Origin of the sequence: Thermogymnomonas acidicola JCM 13583, from assembly GCF_001316105.1 — an archaeon.
Classification (GTDB): domain Archaea; phylum Thermoplasmatota; class Thermoplasmata; order Thermoplasmatales; family Thermoplasmataceae; genus Thermogymnomonas; species Thermogymnomonas acidicola.
Genome location: NZ_BBCP01000018.1, coordinates 1 through 17,342 on the forward strand (window position 1 = coordinate 1; position 17,342 = coordinate 17,342).

Genomic DNA, 17,342 nt, shown 5'->3' on the forward strand with positions numbered 1-17,342 from the left:
CTGTGAAGGCTTTCCTGAAATCCCAAAGGAAGAGCGTGCCGGATAACCTTAGGCCACCCAGGGGGGGCTCCCACAGGGTACCTAAATACCTGACGGCGGAGGAGGCCAAGGCACTCCTGGAGGCAGCATCAGGCGATGTGAAGGCCAGTGCAATGGTCTCTCTATTCCTTTACACCGGGCTGCGTGTCAGCGAACTTTGCAACCTCAACATATCCGATGTGAACCTGAGGGAGGGGGGGATCATAACCGTCCGCTCGGGAAAGGGCGACAAGGACAGGATAGTCATAATGAACGAGAGGTGCGCCAGTGCAGTTTCCGATTACCTGAACATGAGGAAGGCAATCGAATCGAAGAGCAGGGCGCTCTTTCTGAGCAGGAAGAGGAGCAGGTACGACACCTCCAGCGTGGAGAGGATCATCCGGAACCTCGCAAGGAGGGCGGGGGATAGAGAAAAAGGTGACACCGCATGTGCTCAGGCACACCTTCGCAACAACCATGCTGATGAACGGTGCTGACATAAGGTTCATCCAGCAGCTTCTTGGCCATTCCAGCATAGCCACAACGGAAATCTACACGCACATCAACGAGAGGGCCCTGAAGGAAATGTACATGAAATACGAGCCCAGGTACTGATTATAAGCCTATATCAATATATATTCCAAGAGGTAATATTGTCCACGTACATAGAAAACTCTATAAAGTGGTATCCGCATACATTGAGAATAACGTGTTGGAGATGGAAAAAAAGAATAATGCACTGTCCGGCAGGGACTTGGCGGAGGTCCAGAGGGATATACTCCGCAGGGCCATAAGGCTGAAGGAAAGGGTTATAGAACGCTACATGGGCATAGCAGAGGAGACGAACCTTGACCACGTGAGGTCGATACTGAAGGACATAATCGAGAGGGAGAGAGAGGACGTGAAGGTGCTCCAGAACGCCGTCAGGACTGGCAAGTTCCTCAGCTCTGGTGGTGCAGACATAAGGGATTACGAGCTCATGGACCACCTGATAGCGGACGAGATAGAGGAATTCGACAAGGACGACCTGGCCTCTGTACTCAAGATGGCCATAAAGGTGTCCAATGACCTGATGAGGCTATTCTCGCTCATGGCGACCGAGTACCAGGCACATCGGTGGCCGATGCCCTCTCTGCCATGGCACAGAGGGAGATGGAGAACAAGAACAGGATGGTTGAGATCTACGACGAGGTAATAAACCAGGACTACTGGTAAAGCCCTCTGTTTTGTAAACCCTGCGGTAGAAAACCTATTAATCCAAATACCAATTTGTGAGCTATGGACGGAGCCAGGGATAATTACTGGTCTTCAAAGCTCCGTGAGATTGAGGGCAGGAGACCAGCCGACAACAGGAGGTACGCAAGGTGGGTTGACCAGACCCTGAGGCCCTGGAACTCGAAGACTGGCTACAGGGACAGGGAGTTCACCAATTCATCAGGCATCCATCTCAAGGAAGTCTACACGTCCGAGGACCTGCCGGAGGGCCATGAGGACAAGTACCTCGCATGCCCGGTGAATACCCGTTCACAAGGGGGGGCATCTACCAACATGTACAGGGGGGGAAAGCTCTGGACAATGAGGATGTTCTCAGGCTTCGGCACGCCCGAGGACACCAACCAGAGACTAAAATACTTGATAAGTGAGGGGGGGGAGACCGGCCTCAGCATAGCGTTCGACATGCCCACGCTCTACGGTATTGACTGTGATAACAAGAGGGCCGATGGCGAGATAGGTAAGTGCGGCGTGAATGTGACCACCCTCAAGGACATGGAAGTCATATTCTCCGGAATAGACCTGGGCTCGGTGAGCACATCCATGACGATAAACGCACCGGCTGCCATACTCACAGCAATGTACATAGCGGTGGCAAAGAAGCAGGGCGTGCCAATGGAAAAGCTGGCAGGGACGGTACAGGCGGACATACTGAAGGAGTACATTGCGCAGAAGGAGTGGATATACCCACCGGAGGCACACCTCAGCTCATAAGGGACATGATGGTATTCTCAACCAGGAACATGCCCAAGTGGAACTTCATCAGCATATCCGGGTACCACATCAGGGAGGCAGGGGCAAGTGCTGTGCAGGAGCTGGCATTCACGCTTGCGGATGGCTTCTACTACGTTGACATGGGCATAAAGGCGGGCCTGAACGTAGACGACTTCGCCCCCCAGGCTCTCATTCTTCTTCAACTCTTCCATAAACTTCTTCGAGGAGATAGCCAAGCTGAGGGCAGCCAGGAGGATATGGGCAACGGTGATGAAGGAGAGGTTCGGTGCAAAGAAGGAGAGGAGCCTGTGGCTAAAGTTCCACACCCAGACATCAGGCTACACGCTCACCTGGCAGCAGCCACTAAACAACATAGTGAGGACAACCATAGAGGCCATGGCAGCCGTGCTGGGTGGCACGCAGAGCCTGCACACAAACTCCTACGATGAGGCCTGGGCACTGCCATCCGAGGAGGCAGTGAAGGTTGCCCTGAGGACGCAGCAGATCATAGCGGAGGAGAGCGGGATAGCAGATGTGGTTGACCCGCTGGGCGGATCCTACTACGTGGAATGGCTGACCGACCGCATGGAGGAGGAGGCCTACAGGTACTTCGAGAAGATAGAGGAGATGGGCGGCATCTTGGAGGCTGTGAAGAAGGGCTACATACAGAGGGAGATAGCGAACACATCATACAGGAGGCAGATGAGGCTGGAGCGCGGCGAGGAGATAATGGTCGGCGTCAACAAGTATGTGGAAAAGGACGAGAAGCCATTAAAGATACTGAGGATATCAAAGAAGGCCCAGAGGGTGCAGATAGAGAGGCTCAGGGCGGTTAAGCAGAGCAGGGATCAGCAGGCGGTCTCCAGGGCCCTGGAGGAGCTGAGGAGGGCCATGGAGGACGAGGACGAGAACGTCATGCCGTACATCATAAATGCGGTGGAGAAATACGCCACCATTGAGGAGATAAGCAACGTCGGGAGGGAGGTCTTTGGAACATGGAGAGAACCCGTCATTATTTGAAGGCAGGCCCATAAAGGTCCTCCTTGCGAAACCCGGGATAGACGGCCATGACCGTGGCGTCCTGGTGCTGGCTAAGGCGTTCAGGGACGCCGGCATGGACGTCATCTACGCGGGACTCCTGCCAACCCCCCCGGAAGAGGTGGTGGACACCGCGGTGAACGAGGACGTGGACGTCATTGCGCTCAGCCTGCTAAACGGTGCTCACATGACGGTATTCAAGAAGGTGGCAGACCTCATGAAGAAGAGGGGGGGCATAGACGACATCGCCATCGTGGGAGGGGGGCACAATACCGGACGAGGACAAACCGAAACTGGAGAAGATGGGCATAACGGGGGGGAACTATGGCCCGGGCACACCCCCCTTTCCGTCATAGTGGAGCACATAAGGCAGAGGGCCACAGAGGCAAGGCTAAAGAAGCTGTCGAGGTAGGTGTTCCACCTGCAGATAGACGACCTGATAGAGGGCATAAGGAACGGTGACAGGAAGAAAATAGCCAGGGCCATAACGCTTGTGGAAGACCCCCCTCTCTCTCCCAGCAGTCCAGGGACCTCATGTCCAGGCTCTGGCCCCCCCTGACGGGCAGGGCCAGGGTCATAGGGATAACCGGCCCTCCTGGAGTGGGTAAGAGCACACTCATAGGAGCAATGGCGGAGAGGCTCAGCCAGAGGGGGGAAGGGCTGTGGCCATCCTGGCCATAGACGCCTCGAGCCCCTTCAGCGGCGGTACGCTTCTCGGCAACAGGATCAGGATGCAGCCAGTCCTAGCAAAGTCAGGGGGGGTGTACATGCGCAGCCTTGCGAACAGGGGGGGGTCAACGGTGGGATGGCCAGGTCGGCCTGGGCACCTCATCCATACTGGACGTGGCTGGAAACGATTACATCATAATCGAGACCGTCGGTGCCGGCCAGGCTGACCTTGACGTGGTGAACATTGCCGATACCGTGTGCGTTGTTCTGGCACCTGGGCTGGGGGGATCAGATACAGGCCATAAAGTCCGGTATCATGGAAATTGGGGACATATTCGTGGTGAACAAGAAGGACAGGGAAGGCTCTTACATGGCCATCAAGGACATAGAGGATGCTCTGGCAATGACTCCGAGGAGCGGGTGGAACCCGCCGGTCGTTGCCACGGAGGCCCTCAGTGGGGATGGTATCGACGAGCTCCTGGAGCGCATCGAGGAGCACAGGAAGTACTTTTCATCATCGTCTGATGAGAAGGCTAGGAAGTTCAGGAACCAGGTGAGGGTGGCCATGGAGGATGAACTGAGGGCCATCGTGGGGGGAATACTCAGCTCGAAGGAGGAATACATAGAGCGCATGTACGGACAGAGCGACCCCCCCTACAGCGTTGCAAGGGAACTTATAGAAGATGCCCTGAAGAACTCGGTGAAGGAGCTGCAGCGTTAGTCACTTTGAAGGTGCATAAGGTTAAATAGCCTCAAACAATTGTAAAACTATGGCGGACGTATACGGGCCTCTCAAGTACTTCACCGGCGAAATGGTCAAGAACTTAAACGAGAGGGCCAAGGAGATCATGACATTCCTCTACCCTCCCATAACGATGTACCAGGAGGCCGGTGAGCTTGTCATACACGCTGACATGCCGGGCTTTGACAAGAAGGACATACACGTCAGCGTGGAGAGGAACGCCGTGACGATAAGTGCGACCAGGAAGCTGGAGACAGGCGGAGTGGTGTTCATGGACCAGAGGCCGGAGAAGGTGACCAAGAGGGTCAGGCTGCCGGTCGAGGTGGACATGGAGGCGAGCTTCACCGCGTCTTACACCAACGGAGTCCTCACGATCAGGATACCTTCCAAGGGCGTGAGGAGCATAGAGATAGAGTGAAAACTACCTCCTCCTGACCACGATGTAGCCGAAGGAAGCGATATCGATCAGTATCACTGTAAGGGAGAGCAGCGGGAACCTGGTGTAGACAAAGACTGCAGAGAGCAGTACGAAGCCGAGGAATATGGATAGCGGTACCGATCTGTCCCTTTTTCTTGGCGGCTCCTCGGTCTCGCTCTCCAGTTTTCTCTTGAGGAGCGGGAGCACGTCCAGGCCCCCCCTCTGCACAGAATCTATGGCCTTCCTCACGAACTCCTCCAACTGCTTCCTGTAGAGCTCGTCAAGGAGGCCCTCAGTGTAGAGGAGTGTCCTGAGGACCTTTATGAACTTGAAATCCGGGTCTAGGGTCTGGCAGATCCCCTCCAGGAGGGACGACATCCTCATGTAGAGGACGAGGGACCTGGGCAGCCTGAAGGGAAACTCGAAAATGACATCGTTCGCGATCTCGAGGAGCTCCCTGATCTCGAGTTCGTCGGGGGGGCTCCGGCCGTAGAAGTTCATCATTGCCACTTCTATGCTCCTCCTGATGATGCCCCCTGTTAGCCGCCGGAGAGAGGGCATTAAGAGCGAGGAGGGCATCTATTATTGCTTCAGGGTCTCTCCTCACCAGGCCGTCGTAGAGGGACAGGAGGTTGAACCTCGTCTTCTCGTCCAGGCTCCCGACCATCCCGAAGTCGTAGAGCACTATTGTGCCGTCCTCGAGCACCGATATGTTGCCTGGGTGCGGGTCAGCGTGGAATATGTCGTCCCTGAGTAGCATCCTCATGAAAAGGAGGTCAACCCTGAAGGCGAGGTCTTTGAGGTCTATCCCGCTCTTCCTTAGTGCCACCACATCCGTTACCTTGATCCCCCCCTGTAGAAGCGTGATACCATCACCTCTTTGCCAGAGACCTCTCTGAACACCTCCGGCACGATCACCCTCTCACGCCCAGAGGTGTTCTGCATGATCCTCCTGGCGTTCTCCGCCTCCTTCCTGTAGTCTATTTCGTCGAATATCCTGACCTTGAAGTCGTTTATCACATTCCTGAGCGACAGGTAAAGGAAGTTCTCTATCCTGCCCTCTGCAAGCTTCAGGAGCCTTTCTATAACCACCAGGTCCCTCTTTATTATGAACTCGACATCTGGGCGGTTGACCTTCACCGCCACTTCCACACCCCCCCTGTACTTCGCCCTGTAGACCTGCCCAAGGGATGCTCCCGAGATAGCGTTGGTGTTGAACTCCTCAAAGACGTCCTCGATCCTGCCTATGTTCCTCTCTATAATTGGCTTCACCTTCTCGAACGGGGGGGCCGGCGGGACGTCGTCCTGGAGCCTCTCGAAGGACTTCAGGTACTCCTTAGGGAGCAGGTCTGGCCTGGCGGAAAGGATCTGGCCCAGCTTTATGAAGGTGGGCCCAAGTTCTATGAATGTCTCAACAGCCTTCCTGCCATTCCTCTCCCTCAAATGGCTCCAGCTTTTCTCCCCCGTCCTTCTTTGCGGATTCCCTGTCCTTGATGTAGTGCCTGAATATTGGATATATCTTCAGGAGGAGCGGAATCTCCCTCCTCCTTATGCCCTTCAGTATGTCCCTCTCTTCGGCGTCCATGCAAACCACACACGATAGCAAAGCATGGTTATAACGTTGTCCAGCCCGATTCAGCCTCCATGCTTATCTTCCCCCCGGTCACCGAGGAGTATATGTAACCCATGGCGCCTGAGAAGGAGCGCAGCAGGTACCACGGGTTGGCCAGGTCAAGGCCGATGCGCAGAGGCGATGTGTGTGCCCATGCATCAGGATGCTTCCTCCTGAGCTGCCACCTGCCATAGCCGTTCCAGAAGGCCTGCCTGATGAAGCCTGAAATGTCGTCCCTCTCCTCATGGTATATTATGGCGTCGCCGCAATAGACGATGCTGTTGCCTGCCATCACCGACCTGATGTTCAGGTCTATGTCCTCCGCAGTCACGAACCCCCCCTGGTCAAAGCCGCCCAGGGCCAGGAACAGGTCTTTCCTGTACCCAAGGTTAACTGAGGGGGGGAGGGTGACCTCACTGCCATGGTAGAAGAGTTCCAGGCGGTTGAGCCTCCCGAACGGGGGGGCCCTGGCGATCTTCTCTGTCCGGCCAGCAACAACAGAGGCACCGGACAAGAAGCACCTCCTCATGTTCCTGACCCAGTCTGGGTGCGCCCAGGCGTCACCGTCTGTGAACAGGATGTATTCGTACCTGGCCCTCTGCACCCCCCCTATGTTCCTGCCCCCCCGCCCCTGGAGCACCTCTCCCTGAACAGCCTCACGTTGCCACTGGATGCGTAGTCTAGGAGAGCCTCCCAGGTACCGTCACTGCTCAGTGCATCCACAACCACTATCTCAAGCGGCCCCCCCTCCTGAACCAGGAGGGATTGCATGAGCCTGCCTATCGTCCTTGCCTCGTTCCTGACGGTTATTACAACAGATACCCCGGGCAGAGGGTTCATGCTGTTATACCCAGTCCATCCTCCCCCCCAGTTCCCTGTCCTTCTTCGTCTCCTTCTTGTATTTCTTGTAGTGCTCCCTGCACAGGTGCACCTTCGTCTTCTTCTCCTTCAACGAGAAGACCTTTTCCGCAAGCTCTGAGGGGGGGACTGTCCTGAAGCTCTCCCCGTTGCACCCGGAGACATCGCAGATCTTGTCCGGCATCACAGGAACATGCTGTATGTTGAGATAAGCTTATGGATTTTAACCTTCATTGCGGGGCAGTGAGCAAAGGGGCCTTAGAACTCCCAGACAATAGAGTGCTTCACGACGCAGTGCAAGCGTTACAGAATCGAGCGCTATGCGGGGGGAATGCCCGGAGTAAGCCTCCTTCTGTTCACCCTTTCGGGTTGGCGACATTCGACTCGCTTCGTCTTACCCGGCCCTCGCGGCGGCCTCACAGGGCCTGTTCAGACTTTCTCCACCCAGGCAGGTGCTTCCATCGTCCACCCCCCCGGGAACGTCAGCCTTGAGGCGTCACACTATTACCGGGAGCCGTGTCGTTTCTTTTACCTTCACCACCCCCCCTCTCGGGGTACCGGCTTGCGCCGGTTGGGCCCCGCCGTGGAGGGAGGACTTTCCTCACCCGTTCCGGGCGTCAGTCGCCCTCGGGCTTTCCCCCCCGATCCTCTATGGCTAACAGGATAATAACATCCTCACATTACCGCTCTATCTAATTTTCAGTTTAGATAAAGGATTAATAAAGCGCACATATGTCTGCGTATCTGTCTAAGGACAGAGTGGTATGCAGGTGATCAGTTTGCAGAAGGGTTCAGGCTCGGCACAGGAAGTGGAGTACAGGTACCCGCCCTGGGTAAGGAGTACATCGACATACCGGAGGAGAGCGTTTACGATGCCTTTGCATTGTCCGTGAAGGAGAACTCTGGCAGGCCTGCAGTCTACTTCCTGGGTAGGAGGATGACATACAGCGAACTCGGCGAATATGTGGATGCAATGGCCGAGATTCTCAGAGACCAGGGGGGGGTGTCCAGGGGGGGCTCCCGGGTCATGGTGCTGATGCCCAACGTGCCCCCCCACTACATAGTCACTTTCTTCGCTTGCATGAAGCTGGGTGCTGTCGTCGTGCAGGCAAACCCGCTCTACACAGTGAGGGAGCTGTCGTACGAGCTTTCGGATTCAGGCTCCTCCACGCTCGTGACCGTTGACATTGTTGCAGGACGCCTGAAGGGCCTGGACCTCTCCGGTGTCAGGGTGCTGGTGCTGGACACGATGGACTTCCTGCCAGGAGGGAAGGCCATGCTATTTCCGCTGAGCAGGCAGGGCAGGGAAGCCAGGGGGGGGTCTTTGAAGGCACTGGGCCTCAGGACCGTGCGGATAAGGGTAGGAAGGAACGGGCCACCCGAGAAAGTCGATCCTGCAAAGCACCCAGCCCTGATCCAGTACACCGGTGGTACCACCGGCATGCCCAAGGGCGCCGTGCTATCCCACAGGAACCTGGTGGCCAACGCGTACCAGATAATCGAGTGGCTCCCCGAGAAGTACAGGAAGCACACCTCCTATCTCTCGGCCGCACCGTTCTTCCACGTCTACGGAATGATGACAGCTATGCTCCTGCCTCTTATTCAGGGTGCCACAATGTACCTTGTGCCTGACCCCCCCAGGGACACCGGTATGATAGTGGATTACCTTGAGAGGTTTGGGCCCACGGCATTTCCTGGGATCCCGACCATGTACCATTCAATAGTATCCCGTAAGGACATATCTGCGAGAAAGATCAACAGGGTGAAGGTGTGCATCTCAGGTGCGATGCCACTGCCCGTGGAACTCCAGAAGAGGTTTGAGGAGGTCACAGGGGGGGCGACTCTGGTTGAGGCTATGGTCTCAGCGAGTGTTCGCCTGTGGCAAACGTGACACCGATCGTGGAGGAGGATCGCGACAGCTGGAGGCGGCCTGGATCCGTTGGCCTCCCGCTCCCCTCCACGGAGGAGAGGATAGTATCCCTGGCCGATCCAGACAGGGACGTGCCTCTGGGGGGGAGGAGGGCGAGCTACTGATCCGCGGGCCGCAGGTGATGCTGGGGGGGTACTGGAACAGGGAGGATGAAACGAGAGAAGTCCTGAGGGACGGCTGGCTGCACACGGGGGGGACATAGCCCGCATGGACAGTGATGGCTATGTCTACATAGTGGGAAGGAAAAAGGAGCTCATCATAGCCAGCGGTTACAACGTGTATCCCAGGGAAGTGGAGGACGTAATATACCAGAACCCTAAGGTGGCACAGTGCGCCGTGATAGGCGTCCCGGACGAGCACAGGGGGGGAGAAACGGTCAAGGCGGTAATAGTCCCGAAGGACAGGAGCCTCACAGCCGATGAGGTCATAGGCTTCTGCAGGGAGAGGCTTGCGGCCTACAAGGTCCCGAGGATCGTCGAGTTCAGGGACAGCCTGCCCATGACTGCGGTTGGAAAGGTGGACAAGCTCAGGCTGAAGCAGGAATACCTTGGGAAAAATGGGGGGGGTTGACACATTGTACCAATAAGTAGTTATTTATACTCAGGGTAACGAAACACATGGACAAGAGGATAGTGGTCCTAGTTACACTGGGGTTACTGCTTGCAGGTACCTCCACTGCCTTTGCTGCGGGCAGCGCGGCCTCGGCCAACCTGGGTAACTACACCTTCAACTACAGCGGCAACACGGTCAGTGACGTCACATACACGCATGACGGTGTTTCCGCTGGCCTGGTCTCAACGATGTATGTGAATGGCACATCGTACATGGTGGCCAGCAGGGACAACAGCATATCTGACACGAATTTCACAGCATTTTCTGACAACGGCGCCTGGTATTCCTTACAGTGCCGCGGGTGGGTAGCACTGCCTATTACCTCTCCCTTAACGGTACCGTGGTGGAGAGGCTCTCCTTCACCAGCAAGGTGGGTGACATGTCCACTGAGGACCTTTCAGGAGCGTTCGTGGCATTCGAGGTGCAGGGAAGCGCATCCATATTCTATGTCATCACGAATGGCATGGTCTCCAACACCTCCACATCCATATCGGTCACCGGGAACGCGATCAGTCCAGTCATGCTTGCGATAGTGGCACACGGCGACCTACTGCAAAAGCTCAGGGAACACAGCAGGGTACACTTCACATCCCCCCCGGCCTTCAAGTACGACAGCGCGACTGGCTTTGTTTCAGGCAAATACCTGACCTTCTACGTGAACACGACCAGCGGTGAGATAAAGTATTTCAACGACACACTGGAGAACACAACAGTCTTCAACTCTGTCACTGTGAACGCCACAGGCACCAACAGCACCGGAGAGATAATGCCACCACTGCCTGTGGGCAGGCCCGTTATATTCGGCGACCTGTTCCTGCTCGGCAACCAGGGTTACTATTACATGTTCCATGACAACCCACCTGTGGTCTCCACATTCCTCCTGAGCAACGGCACCATGAACTTCACCCTGGGAACCGGAGTTAGCGCAACGGTTGTGCAGACACCCGGCATATCTTCGAGCGGTTACCTGTCAGCACAGGTTGGCAGCTCAGAAGGCCTTGCGCAGGTGGCAACCAACGAAGACCTTGAAGCAGGTCACTACACCGTGATACTTACAGGGCAGCACTTCTATGCCGTCATGGTATCAATAGGGGGCCAGCGTCACACTAAAGGGCTCTGTGCTCAGCTTCAGCACTAACAGTACAGCGGCAATAGGCCTGGTGGCCCCTCCCGGCCTCGTCAAGCTGCCACCCAGGATAATTCAGGACATGGACAAGCAGATAGGCAAGGGCAAGCTGGCCGCAGTGGTATCCATATCGTTTGCTAACAACACCGCCGAAAACGCATCAGTTGTGTTCAACTCATCGCTCACAATGCACGTGCTCTCTGTCTCAGCCGGAAAGGTCTCGGTCTCGGTGTCTTCTGACCACCACTCTGGCGTGAACGTGGCGATCTTCGTACCAAGCAGCGTCCTGAACGGCACAACCTCGGTTAAAGTCCTCATAGATGGCCACGCAGCGGTGCTGACAACCATCGGCAACATAGTTAACGTGACAAGCAACACAACAGCATACTATAGCTTCGAGGCCGCCTCAAACGGCACAGTGGTCATCATTCACATACCCCACTTCTCCAACCACACTGTGACCATAGAGCCCCCCCTCACATCCAACACACCTCCTTCCGGGCTTCCGCACAGTGACTACATCATAGGTGGCATAGTGGCTGTGGCTGTTGTGGCAGTTGCAGGAGCATTGCTGGTCAGGAGGAGGCAGTAACCCTGCTGTAGCATGCGAGGGCCCCCCCGCAACATGTGGCGGGGGCTCTCCTATATTTTCTGCATACAGACAATATCAGTGCGCTGAGCTTCAGAGGCCATCTGCCTGCGTCCCCCCCTAGGTCTGGAATGCCAAATTCATCAGGGACAGTGGCCATTAACGCATCTACCTGCTTATGGAGGTTATGTAAATGCGCCAGAAATCCATGATACTGTAAAGGTATGTGGACAACCATGGTCAGTGCCATAGTGATACAGCAAACTTCTCGCCTCTCTGTGTGCTAATCCTTTCTTCTCTATGGCTGGAGGTCTGCCACCCATCCTCCGGGCCATGTGGCCTGCAGTGGGCCTCATGGGCCAAGGCCTCAGCCCACCACCGGCGGCCAAAAACCGAGAAATGAGACAAATTGGGGAAGGGCATGCTGGCCATGCCCCCCCTACTTCTCCGTGACGGCCTTCTCCCGCCTTATAGGTATGGCGGCGCCTCTCTTCACAAGTATCTCCGCGAACTCCTCAGGCACGTACAGTATGTCATTCTCGTGCAGGTAGTAGTCCCTGTCCTCCTGGGCTATGGGTGGCTGGTCAGAGAGGACACGTATGAGGACATACTTAACCTCACCACTCTCACCCGGAGCCTCTGCCATGGGTTCCCCGGCCTGCTCCTCCGCCTTCTCCTCCTCACCCGCCCCCCCATGCTCTTCAACTACCTGCTGCTCCGGCTCCTTCTGCTTCCTCTTGAGGAGGAAGGCATCAAACCGGTCCTGGACCAGGTTGTGAATCTCAAGTATGATCTCGCGCTCCTCCTGAGTGAGCGATTCCATAGTGGCTGAGTCCAGCTCGTAAATTGCCGCGATCAGTATCTTCTCGAACCTCTTCTGCAGGAAAGAGCGCAGATCCTTCTCGATCTGATCCTTCCTGTCCTTCAGCCTGATGAACCTGTCTATATCCTGTGCGGCCAGGCTGCGCTGGGCCTCATCTTCCAGGTCTATGAGCACCGCCCTGACGTTCCTGTAGAAACCCTGCTCGATCTTCCTGAGCTTCCTGGCCTTATATTCAGCCTCATCTGGGCCCTGAGGTCTTCAGCGATCTTGTCGATCTGGGCAGGTGTCAGGGGCATAACGTTCCATACCTAAGCCATTAATAACCTTCCCTCGCTAGCTGAAGTCAACCGAGTAGACCTCCGCGGGGGGAGGTCATGGAAGGCGGAGTGGAGCAGTTCCTCGCAGTCCTCGCACTCCTGCTCTGCCATCCTGACCCTCTTCGGTACGGAATCTGGAGGTATGACCTTGCCCGGCTTGGACGGGTCGTCGACATAGTCCGTTTCGAGGAAGGCCGGCTTCCTGACGCTGATCCAATGCCTTATGTTGGGCCTGGTCGCGAGGAGTGATATCCTTATCTCTGTACCGAGGAGCAGGTCCTGTGGCAGTGCATGGTGCTTCACAACCCTCCTCCTGTCCATGCCAGCGGACACCGTTAAGCCCTCTATCCTCCTGTACCCGTCCGCTCCAAGGTCCATGGTGTGCAGCATGACTGGCGCGCCCTCATCCGCTGCCATTGAGAGTATCTGCCCGAGAAGCTTCCAGGAGAGGTCCATATGCTCGTCTGAAACACGGAAGTGGGGGGGCAGGCCCACCTCACCTATGCACGAGCACAGCCCCTCACTGTAGAGTTTGATGGCAAGTTCCGCACCTCTCATGACCTCCATCTCAGGGTCCCTCCCAGCTCCGCTGAACATCAGGAGATCGAGGGGGGGATAGGGCCCAAGGGTCACCATGACTTGCAGCCCAACATCTTCCCTTATTGCATCCGCTATCCTCAGGGTCCTTTCATAGACCCTCTCGTAGTATCTGTCCAGGCCAACGGAGGGATCAGGGAGGTTGACTATGTTAAGCGCAGTGCACCGGCTGCCTTGAACGCCCTGGCGGCCTCCCTGAAGAGGCCATCCTCACGGAGGTGGAAGTGGTTGTCGAAGACTGGCCCGGAGTACCTCACACATATGCATGCTTAAGTGAGGATTATTCGTTTCGCAACCGGAAAGGCTGCGCTGGGAAAACTTTAGAAAAGTTTTATACAGAATTTAACCTAAGGGGGGGTGGAGGAGGATCAGATATGCAGCAGGGCCAGATGGCTTATGATAGAGCGATCACGGTATTCTCACCTGATGGTAGACTCTTCCAAGTAGAATACGCCAGGGAGGCCGTCAAGAAGGGCTCCACGGCAATAGGCATAAGGTTCAGGGGCGGCGTTGTCCTCATATCTGACAGAAAGATAAGGAGCAGGCTAGTGGAGCAGAACTCACTGGAGAAGATACAGCTGATCGATGACTACGTCGCAGCTGTCACGTCCGGCCTCGTTGCGGATGCCAGGGTGCTAGTTGACTTCGCGAGGATAGCGGCACAGCAGGAGAAGATAACCTACGGTTCCCTTGTAAACATTGAGAACTTAGTGAAGAGGGTCGCCGACCAGATGCAGCAGTACACCCAGTTCGGAGGCGTGAGGCCATACGGCGTCTCCATGATCTTTGCCGGTGTGGACAGCATTGGCCCGAGGCTCTTTGACTGCGACCCAGCGGGGGGACAATAAACGAGTACAAAGCGGTCTCCATAGGTGCTGGGAGGGATGCAGTGACAGCGTTCCTGGAGAAGGAATACAAGGAGGACCTGGACGAGAAGGAGGCGGTATCCCTTGGGATACGGGCCCTCAGGGCATCTGTGGAAGAGGGCCAGGAGTTCAGGCCACCCGAGATCGCCACGATAGTCGAGGGCTCGAAGTTCAAGATCTACACGAGGGAAGAGGTGGAGAAGGCTGTGCAGAACGCCTGAGGCCCCCTTTTCAGAGCCCTCCATAATCTTCTATAGGCTCCCTCTCGTTTTCCACCTTCCTTTTCATCAGGGTGCCCACTATGGCCCCCCAGGCCAGGGAAGCGATGATGCCTGTCCCTATATTTGTCAGGTAGTACGTGATGCCGTACTCCCTGATATCGGCCAGGTCGACAAGTGCGTACACTATGAACCAGAGGATGAGGGAAAAAACTATGGCCTTCCTGAAAGGCGTCGATCCAGGTATCCCCCCCCGTACGCGTAGCCGTAAATGGCCCCGAAGATGGTGCCGGCGATCAGGGATATTATCGCAACCAGTGCGACCGCAACTGCGAGGGCAGCCGGGTATAACTGCTGCGCAGTGAGGCCCGAACCTGGTGGTATGCTGCTTGCAATGACCTTCATTATCTCCGGCTTCAGTGCGCTGAAGAGGAGGTAAACGGAGACCGCAGAGATCAGGGCGAACACCAGTGACCCGAGCAGACCGTAAACTGCACCACTCCTAGTGTACCTCGGCAAGCCTATCGGAACAATACCGCAAAAAGGGAATAAACCCTTTTCGGTATGGAAAGCGGGTACCGTGCGAGGCAATCTGCAAAGATAAATATGTACTTGTATTATGTTGCACAACATGGTAAGGCTTGAGGACTCCATTGTGGCAAGGCTCGACTCCCACGGCCATAGGTTCGAGATCCTCGTTGACCCTGAGGCGACCGAGAGGATAAGGGAAGGGCAGATCGATATAGAGAAGGACCTGGCCATAGACCAGATCTTCAAGGATGCGAGGAAGGGGGGGGAAAAGGCCGGAGAGGAGGCGCTGATGGAGGTCTTCAAGACAACTGATGTCGCCACGATAGCGGTGGAGATCGTAAGGAAAGGGCAGATCCAGCTGACAACGGAGCAGAGGCGGGAGATGCTTGAGAGGAAGAAGAAGGCCATAATAGATACAATATCGAGGGAGAGCATAAACCCGCAGACAAACACCCCTCACCCGCCGTCCAGGATCGCCCAGGCCATCGAGGAGGCCAAGGTCCACATAGACCCGTTCAAGAGCGTGAACGAACAGGTCCAGACGGTACTGAAGGCAATTAAGCCCCTGATACCTATAAGGATGGAGAAGGCAAAGTTGGCGGTCAAGCTGACCGGGGGGACGCCTACGGAAAGGTCTACGGTGATCTTGTGCGCTCAGGGTTCATAGTCAAGGAGGAGTGGGGGGGAAAGGACGGTTCATGGATGGGCCTGCTTGAGGTGCCAGCTGGCATCCAGGGGGGGGACATAATAGCCTCCATCACGAGGAAGGCGAAGGACAACGTGGACATACGGGTGGTGAAGAACGGGAAGTAGAATAGAAACTATTACATTGTCCTATAATATTAAAGCTTGCAACTGGTGGAAAGTCTGATGCAATGTATCGTGTTTGTGCTACCCTTTGAAGCGGACGGTGGTGGTTTTTGCCAGAGACGAGACAGATTGTGATGCCGGGGGGGATCCCATAGACCTGGGGGGGCCTGAAGCCCAGGAACGGCCTCTTCAAGTGCGGCAACGCGCAGTACTGTTCCGAGTACTTCGGTGTTGTGCAGAAGAGTGAACAGTTTGTGGATGTTGTGCCATTCGCAGGGCCCTACATACCAAGGAGGGGGGGCGACAAGGTAATAGGCAAGGTCATAGAGGTGGGCCCCCTCCACATGGACGGTCGACATAAACTCCCCTTACATGTCGATGCTCCACATGAACGACACGCCCTGGAGGGTCACCACAGGCGACCTCAAGAGGGCCCTCTCTGTGGGCGACTATGTGTATGCTAAGGTGATGACACTGAACGAGATTAAGGAGAGCTGGCTCACCCTTAAGGACGTCGGACTGAGGAAGCTGGAGGGTGGGCACATAGTTTCCATAGCGGCGCCCAAGGTGCCCAGGATCATCGGCAAGGGAGGGACAATGGTCAACACCATCAAGGAGGCCACCCAGACGCGCATCGTGATAGGGCAGAACGGCGTGATATGGCTCGACGGGAGCCCGGAGAACGTCATGGTGGCCATTGAGGCCATCAAGATGGTGGAGAGCGAGGCCCACACCACAGGCCTCACTGACAGGGTTACGGCATTCTTAAAAGAGAGAAAGGGTGATGCGGTTGGGAACACCAAGTGATATTAAGCTGATAGACGAGAACGGACTGAGAGTGGACGGCAGGACGCCGGAGCAGCTCCGGCCCATAAAGATACAGACGGACGTGCTCAACAGGGCCGATGGCTCCGCGTACATAGAGTGGGGGGGTGGAAACAAGATAATGGTCGCAGTGTACGGGCCGAGGGAGGCCTACCCGAGGCACACGCAGGACATAGAGAGGGCCATAGTGAAGGCCAGGTACAATATGGCTGCCTTCTCAGTGGACGAGAGGAAGAAGCCTGGCCCGGACAGGCGCTCTGTGGAGATAAGCAAGGTCATATCTGAGGCCCTCCAGGCTGCAATACTCGTGGAGCAGTTCCCTAGGGCGCAGATCGACGTCTTCATAGAGGTGCTCCAGGCAGACGCGGGCACGAGGATCGCAGGCCTCACGGCTGCATCAGTGGCCCTGGCCGCGGCCGGTGTGCCCATGAGGGACCTGGTCGTGGGGGGGTGCACTGCCGGAAAGGTGGACGGCCAGATCGTGCTCGACCTCTGCCGTGAGGAGGACAACTTCGGCCAGGCAGACCTGCCCATGGCCATACTGGCAAGGTCTGGCAAGGTCGTGCTGATACAGATGGACGGCGACCTGACAACGGAGGAGTTTGACAGGGCAACATCCATGATCCTGAACGCGACGAAGAGGATAAACCAGATACAGAGAGAGGCGCTGCAGGGTAAGTACATAGCGGAGCAGGGTGGTGAGTGATGCCAAAGGACGAACTCAGCGTTCTTTCAGAGATAAAGAGGAACTATATCC

18 protein-coding genes, 1 other RNA gene and 7 pseudogenes are annotated in these 17,342 nt (G+C 56.1%); 18 read left to right on the plus strand and 8 right to left on the minus strand.

What is annotated here, in order from left to right:
* The 9 genes and pseudogenes from JCM13583_RS11120 to JCM13583_RS11150 form a co-directional block, all read left to right on the plus strand.
* Positions 1–633, plus strand: a pseudogene (locus tag JCM13583_RS11120) (tyrosine-type recombinase/integrase); the annotation flags it as partial.
* Positions 634–727: 94 nt separating this feature from the next.
* Entirely contained in the window at positions 728–1,213 is a 486-nt protein-coding gene (locus JCM13583_RS11130) for a hypothetical protein (RefSeq protein ID WP_171823625.1), read from the plus strand.
* Between the two features lie 83 nt (positions 1,214–1,296).
* Positions 1,297–3,024, plus strand: a pseudogene (locus JCM13583_RS11135) (methylmalonyl-CoA mutase).
* Positions 2,993–3,454, plus strand: coding sequence for a cobalamin-dependent protein (locus JCM13583_RS11140; RefSeq protein WP_162509858.1), 462 nt, complete (start codon positions 2,993–2,995; stop codon positions 3,452–3,454). The pseudogene JCM13583_RS11135 and the gene JCM13583_RS11140 overlap by 32 nt, the downstream one beginning before the upstream one ends.
* The gene (locus JCM13583_RS14290; protein WP_171823626.1) at positions 3,455–3,601 is read left to right on the plus strand and encodes a hypothetical protein; all 147 of its coding nucleotides are present in this window, start codon (positions 3,455–3,457) and stop codon (positions 3,599–3,601) included.
* Entirely contained in the window at positions 3,577–3,723 is a 147-nt protein-coding gene (locus tag JCM13583_RS13370; RefSeq protein WP_162509859.1) for a hypothetical protein, read from the plus strand. The genes JCM13583_RS14290 and JCM13583_RS13370 overlap by 25 nt, the downstream gene beginning before the upstream one ends.
* Positions 3,705–3,938: a hypothetical protein gene (locus tag JCM13583_RS13375; protein WP_162509860.1), complete on the plus strand. Its 234-nt coding sequence runs from the start codon at positions 3,705–3,707 to the stop codon at positions 3,936–3,938. Before JCM13583_RS13370 ends, JCM13583_RS13375 begins: the two co-directional genes overlap by 19 nt.
* A complete protein-coding gene (locus JCM13583_RS13380) occupies positions 3,886–4,236 on the plus strand; it encodes a hypothetical protein (protein WP_171823627.1) in 351 nt (116 codons plus the stop codon). Before JCM13583_RS13375 ends, JCM13583_RS13380 begins: the two co-directional genes overlap by 53 nt.
* A gap of 245 nt (positions 4,237–4,481) precedes the next feature.
* Complete coding sequence (locus JCM13583_RS11150) at positions 4,482–4,871, plus strand: Hsp20/alpha crystallin family protein (RefSeq protein WP_075057731.1); 390 nt, start codon at positions 4,482–4,484, stop codon at positions 4,869–4,871.
* 3 nt (positions 4,872–4,874) lie between these two features.
* Here the strand turns inward: JCM13583_RS11150 and JCM13583_RS11155 are convergent.
* From JCM13583_RS11155 to rnpB, 4 genes and pseudogenes are all read right to left on the minus strand, one after another.
* Positions 4,875–6,456, minus strand: a pseudogene (locus JCM13583_RS11155) (AarF/ABC1/UbiB kinase family protein).
* Positions 6,457–6,484: 28 nt separating this feature from the next.
* Positions 6,485–7,323, minus strand: a pseudogene (locus tag JCM13583_RS11160) (glycosyltransferase).
* A 4-nt stretch (positions 7,324–7,327) separates the two neighbouring features.
* A complete protein-coding gene (locus JCM13583_RS11170) occupies positions 7,328–7,525 on the minus strand; it encodes a hypothetical protein (RefSeq protein ID WP_075057734.1) in 198 nt (65 codons plus the stop codon).
* Between the two features lie 145 nt (positions 7,526–7,670).
* Positions 7,671–7,978, minus strand: an RNA gene (gene rnpB / locus JCM13583_RS11175) — RNase P RNA component.
* A gap of 252 nt (positions 7,979–8,230) precedes the next feature.
* On the opposite strand from rnpB, the gene JCM13583_RS13385 reads away from it, so the two are divergent.
* The 5 genes from JCM13583_RS13385 (at position 8,231) to JCM13583_RS11190 (ending at position 11,601) form a co-directional block, all read left to right on the plus strand.
* A complete protein-coding gene (locus JCM13583_RS13385) occupies positions 8,231–9,232 on the plus strand; it encodes an AMP-binding protein (RefSeq protein WP_171823628.1) in 1,002 nt (333 codons plus the stop codon).
* Entirely contained in the window at positions 9,189–9,473 is a 285-nt protein-coding gene (locus tag JCM13583_RS13395; RefSeq protein ID WP_171823629.1) for an AMP-binding protein, read from the plus strand. The genes JCM13583_RS13385 and JCM13583_RS13395 overlap by 44 nt, the downstream gene beginning before the upstream one ends.
* 5 nt (positions 9,474–9,478) lie before the next feature.
* On the plus strand, positions 9,479–9,841 hold the full coding sequence (locus JCM13583_RS13400) for a long-chain fatty acid--CoA ligase (RefSeq protein WP_162509864.1): 363 nt from the start codon (positions 9,479–9,481) through the stop codon (positions 9,839–9,841).
* Positions 9,842–10,175: 334 nt separating this feature from the next.
* Positions 10,176–11,021, plus strand: coding sequence for a hypothetical protein (locus JCM13583_RS11185; protein ID WP_162509865.1), 846 nt, complete (start codon positions 10,176–10,178; stop codon positions 11,019–11,021).
* Complete coding sequence (locus JCM13583_RS11190; protein WP_075057736.1) at positions 11,002–11,601, plus strand: hypothetical protein; 600 nt, start codon at positions 11,002–11,004, stop codon at positions 11,599–11,601. Before JCM13583_RS11185 ends, JCM13583_RS11190 begins: the two co-directional genes overlap by 20 nt.
* 436 nt (positions 11,602–12,037) lie before the next feature.
* On the opposite strand, the gene JCM13583_RS11195 is transcribed toward JCM13583_RS11190, so the two are convergent.
* On the minus strand, positions 12,038–12,595 hold the full coding sequence (locus tag JCM13583_RS11195) for a hypothetical protein (RefSeq protein WP_075057737.1): 558 nt from the start codon (positions 12,593–12,595) through the stop codon (positions 12,038–12,040).
* Between the two features lie 134 nt (positions 12,596–12,729).
* A complete protein-coding gene (locus JCM13583_RS11200) occupies positions 12,730–13,374 on the minus strand; it encodes a TatD family hydrolase (RefSeq protein ID WP_162509866.1) in 645 nt (214 codons plus the stop codon).
* A gap of 335 nt (positions 13,375–13,709) precedes the next feature.
* Between JCM13583_RS11200 and psmA the strand changes: the two are divergent.
* Positions 13,710–14,422 (plus strand): annotated as a pseudogene (gene psmA, locus JCM13583_RS11205) (archaeal proteasome endopeptidase complex subunit alpha).
* 10 nt (positions 14,423–14,432) lie between these two features.
* Here psmA and JCM13583_RS14295 read toward each other — a convergent pair.
* Both JCM13583_RS14295 and JCM13583_RS11210 read right to left on the minus strand, forming a co-directional pair.
* Positions 14,433–14,606: a hypothetical protein gene (locus tag JCM13583_RS14295; RefSeq protein ID WP_171823630.1), complete on the minus strand. Its 174-nt coding sequence runs from the start codon at positions 14,604–14,606 to the stop codon at positions 14,433–14,435.
* Between the two features lie 26 nt (positions 14,607–14,632).
* On the minus strand, positions 14,633–14,938 hold the full coding sequence (locus JCM13583_RS11210) for a hypothetical protein (protein ID WP_075057738.1): 306 nt from the start codon (positions 14,936–14,938) through the stop codon (positions 14,633–14,635).
* A gap of 112 nt (positions 14,939–15,050) precedes the next feature.
* On the opposite strand from JCM13583_RS11210, the pseudogene JCM13583_RS11215 reads away from it, so the two are divergent.
* The 3 genes and pseudogenes from JCM13583_RS11215 (at position 15,051) to JCM13583_RS11225 (ending at position 17,291) form a co-directional block, all read left to right on the plus strand.
* A pseudogene (locus JCM13583_RS11215) lies at positions 15,051–15,763 on the plus strand (ribosome assembly factor SBDS).
* A 131-nt stretch (positions 15,764–15,894) separates the two neighbouring features.
* Positions 15,895–16,567: pseudogene (locus JCM13583_RS11220) on the plus strand (KH domain-containing protein).
* Positions 16,545–17,291 (plus strand): exosome complex exonuclease Rrp41, encoded by a 747-nt coding sequence (locus JCM13583_RS11225; RefSeq protein ID WP_075057739.1) that lies wholly within the window; start codon positions 16,545–16,547, stop codon positions 17,289–17,291. The pseudogene JCM13583_RS11220 and the gene JCM13583_RS11225 overlap by 23 nt, the downstream one beginning before the upstream one ends.
* Positions 17,292–17,342 lie beyond the last annotated feature (51 nt).

Coding starts and splice junctions, on each gene's coding strand:
- JCM13583_RS13370 (WP_162509859.1), top strand. CDS start 3,577: ATGTCCAGGCTCTGGCCCCCCCTGACGGGCAGGGCCAGGGTCATAGGG.
- JCM13583_RS11150 (WP_075057731.1), top strand. CDS start 4,482: ATGGCGGACGTATACGGGCCTCTCAAGTACTTCACCGGCGAAATGGTC.
- JCM13583_RS11170 (WP_075057734.1), bottom strand. CDS start 7,525: ATGCCGGACAAGATCTGCGATGTCTCCGGGTGCAACGGGGAGAGCTTC.
- JCM13583_RS13400 (WP_162509864.1), top strand. CDS start 9,479: ATGGACAGTGATGGCTATGTCTACATAGTGGGAAGGAAAAAGGAGCTC.
- JCM13583_RS11200 (WP_162509866.1), bottom strand. CDS start 13,374: ATGGTGACCCTTGGGCCCTATCCCCCCCTCGATCTCCTGATGTTCAGC.
- JCM13583_RS11225 (WP_075057739.1), top strand. CDS start 16,545: ATGCGGTTGGGAACACCAAGTGATATTAAGCTGATAGACGAGAACGGA.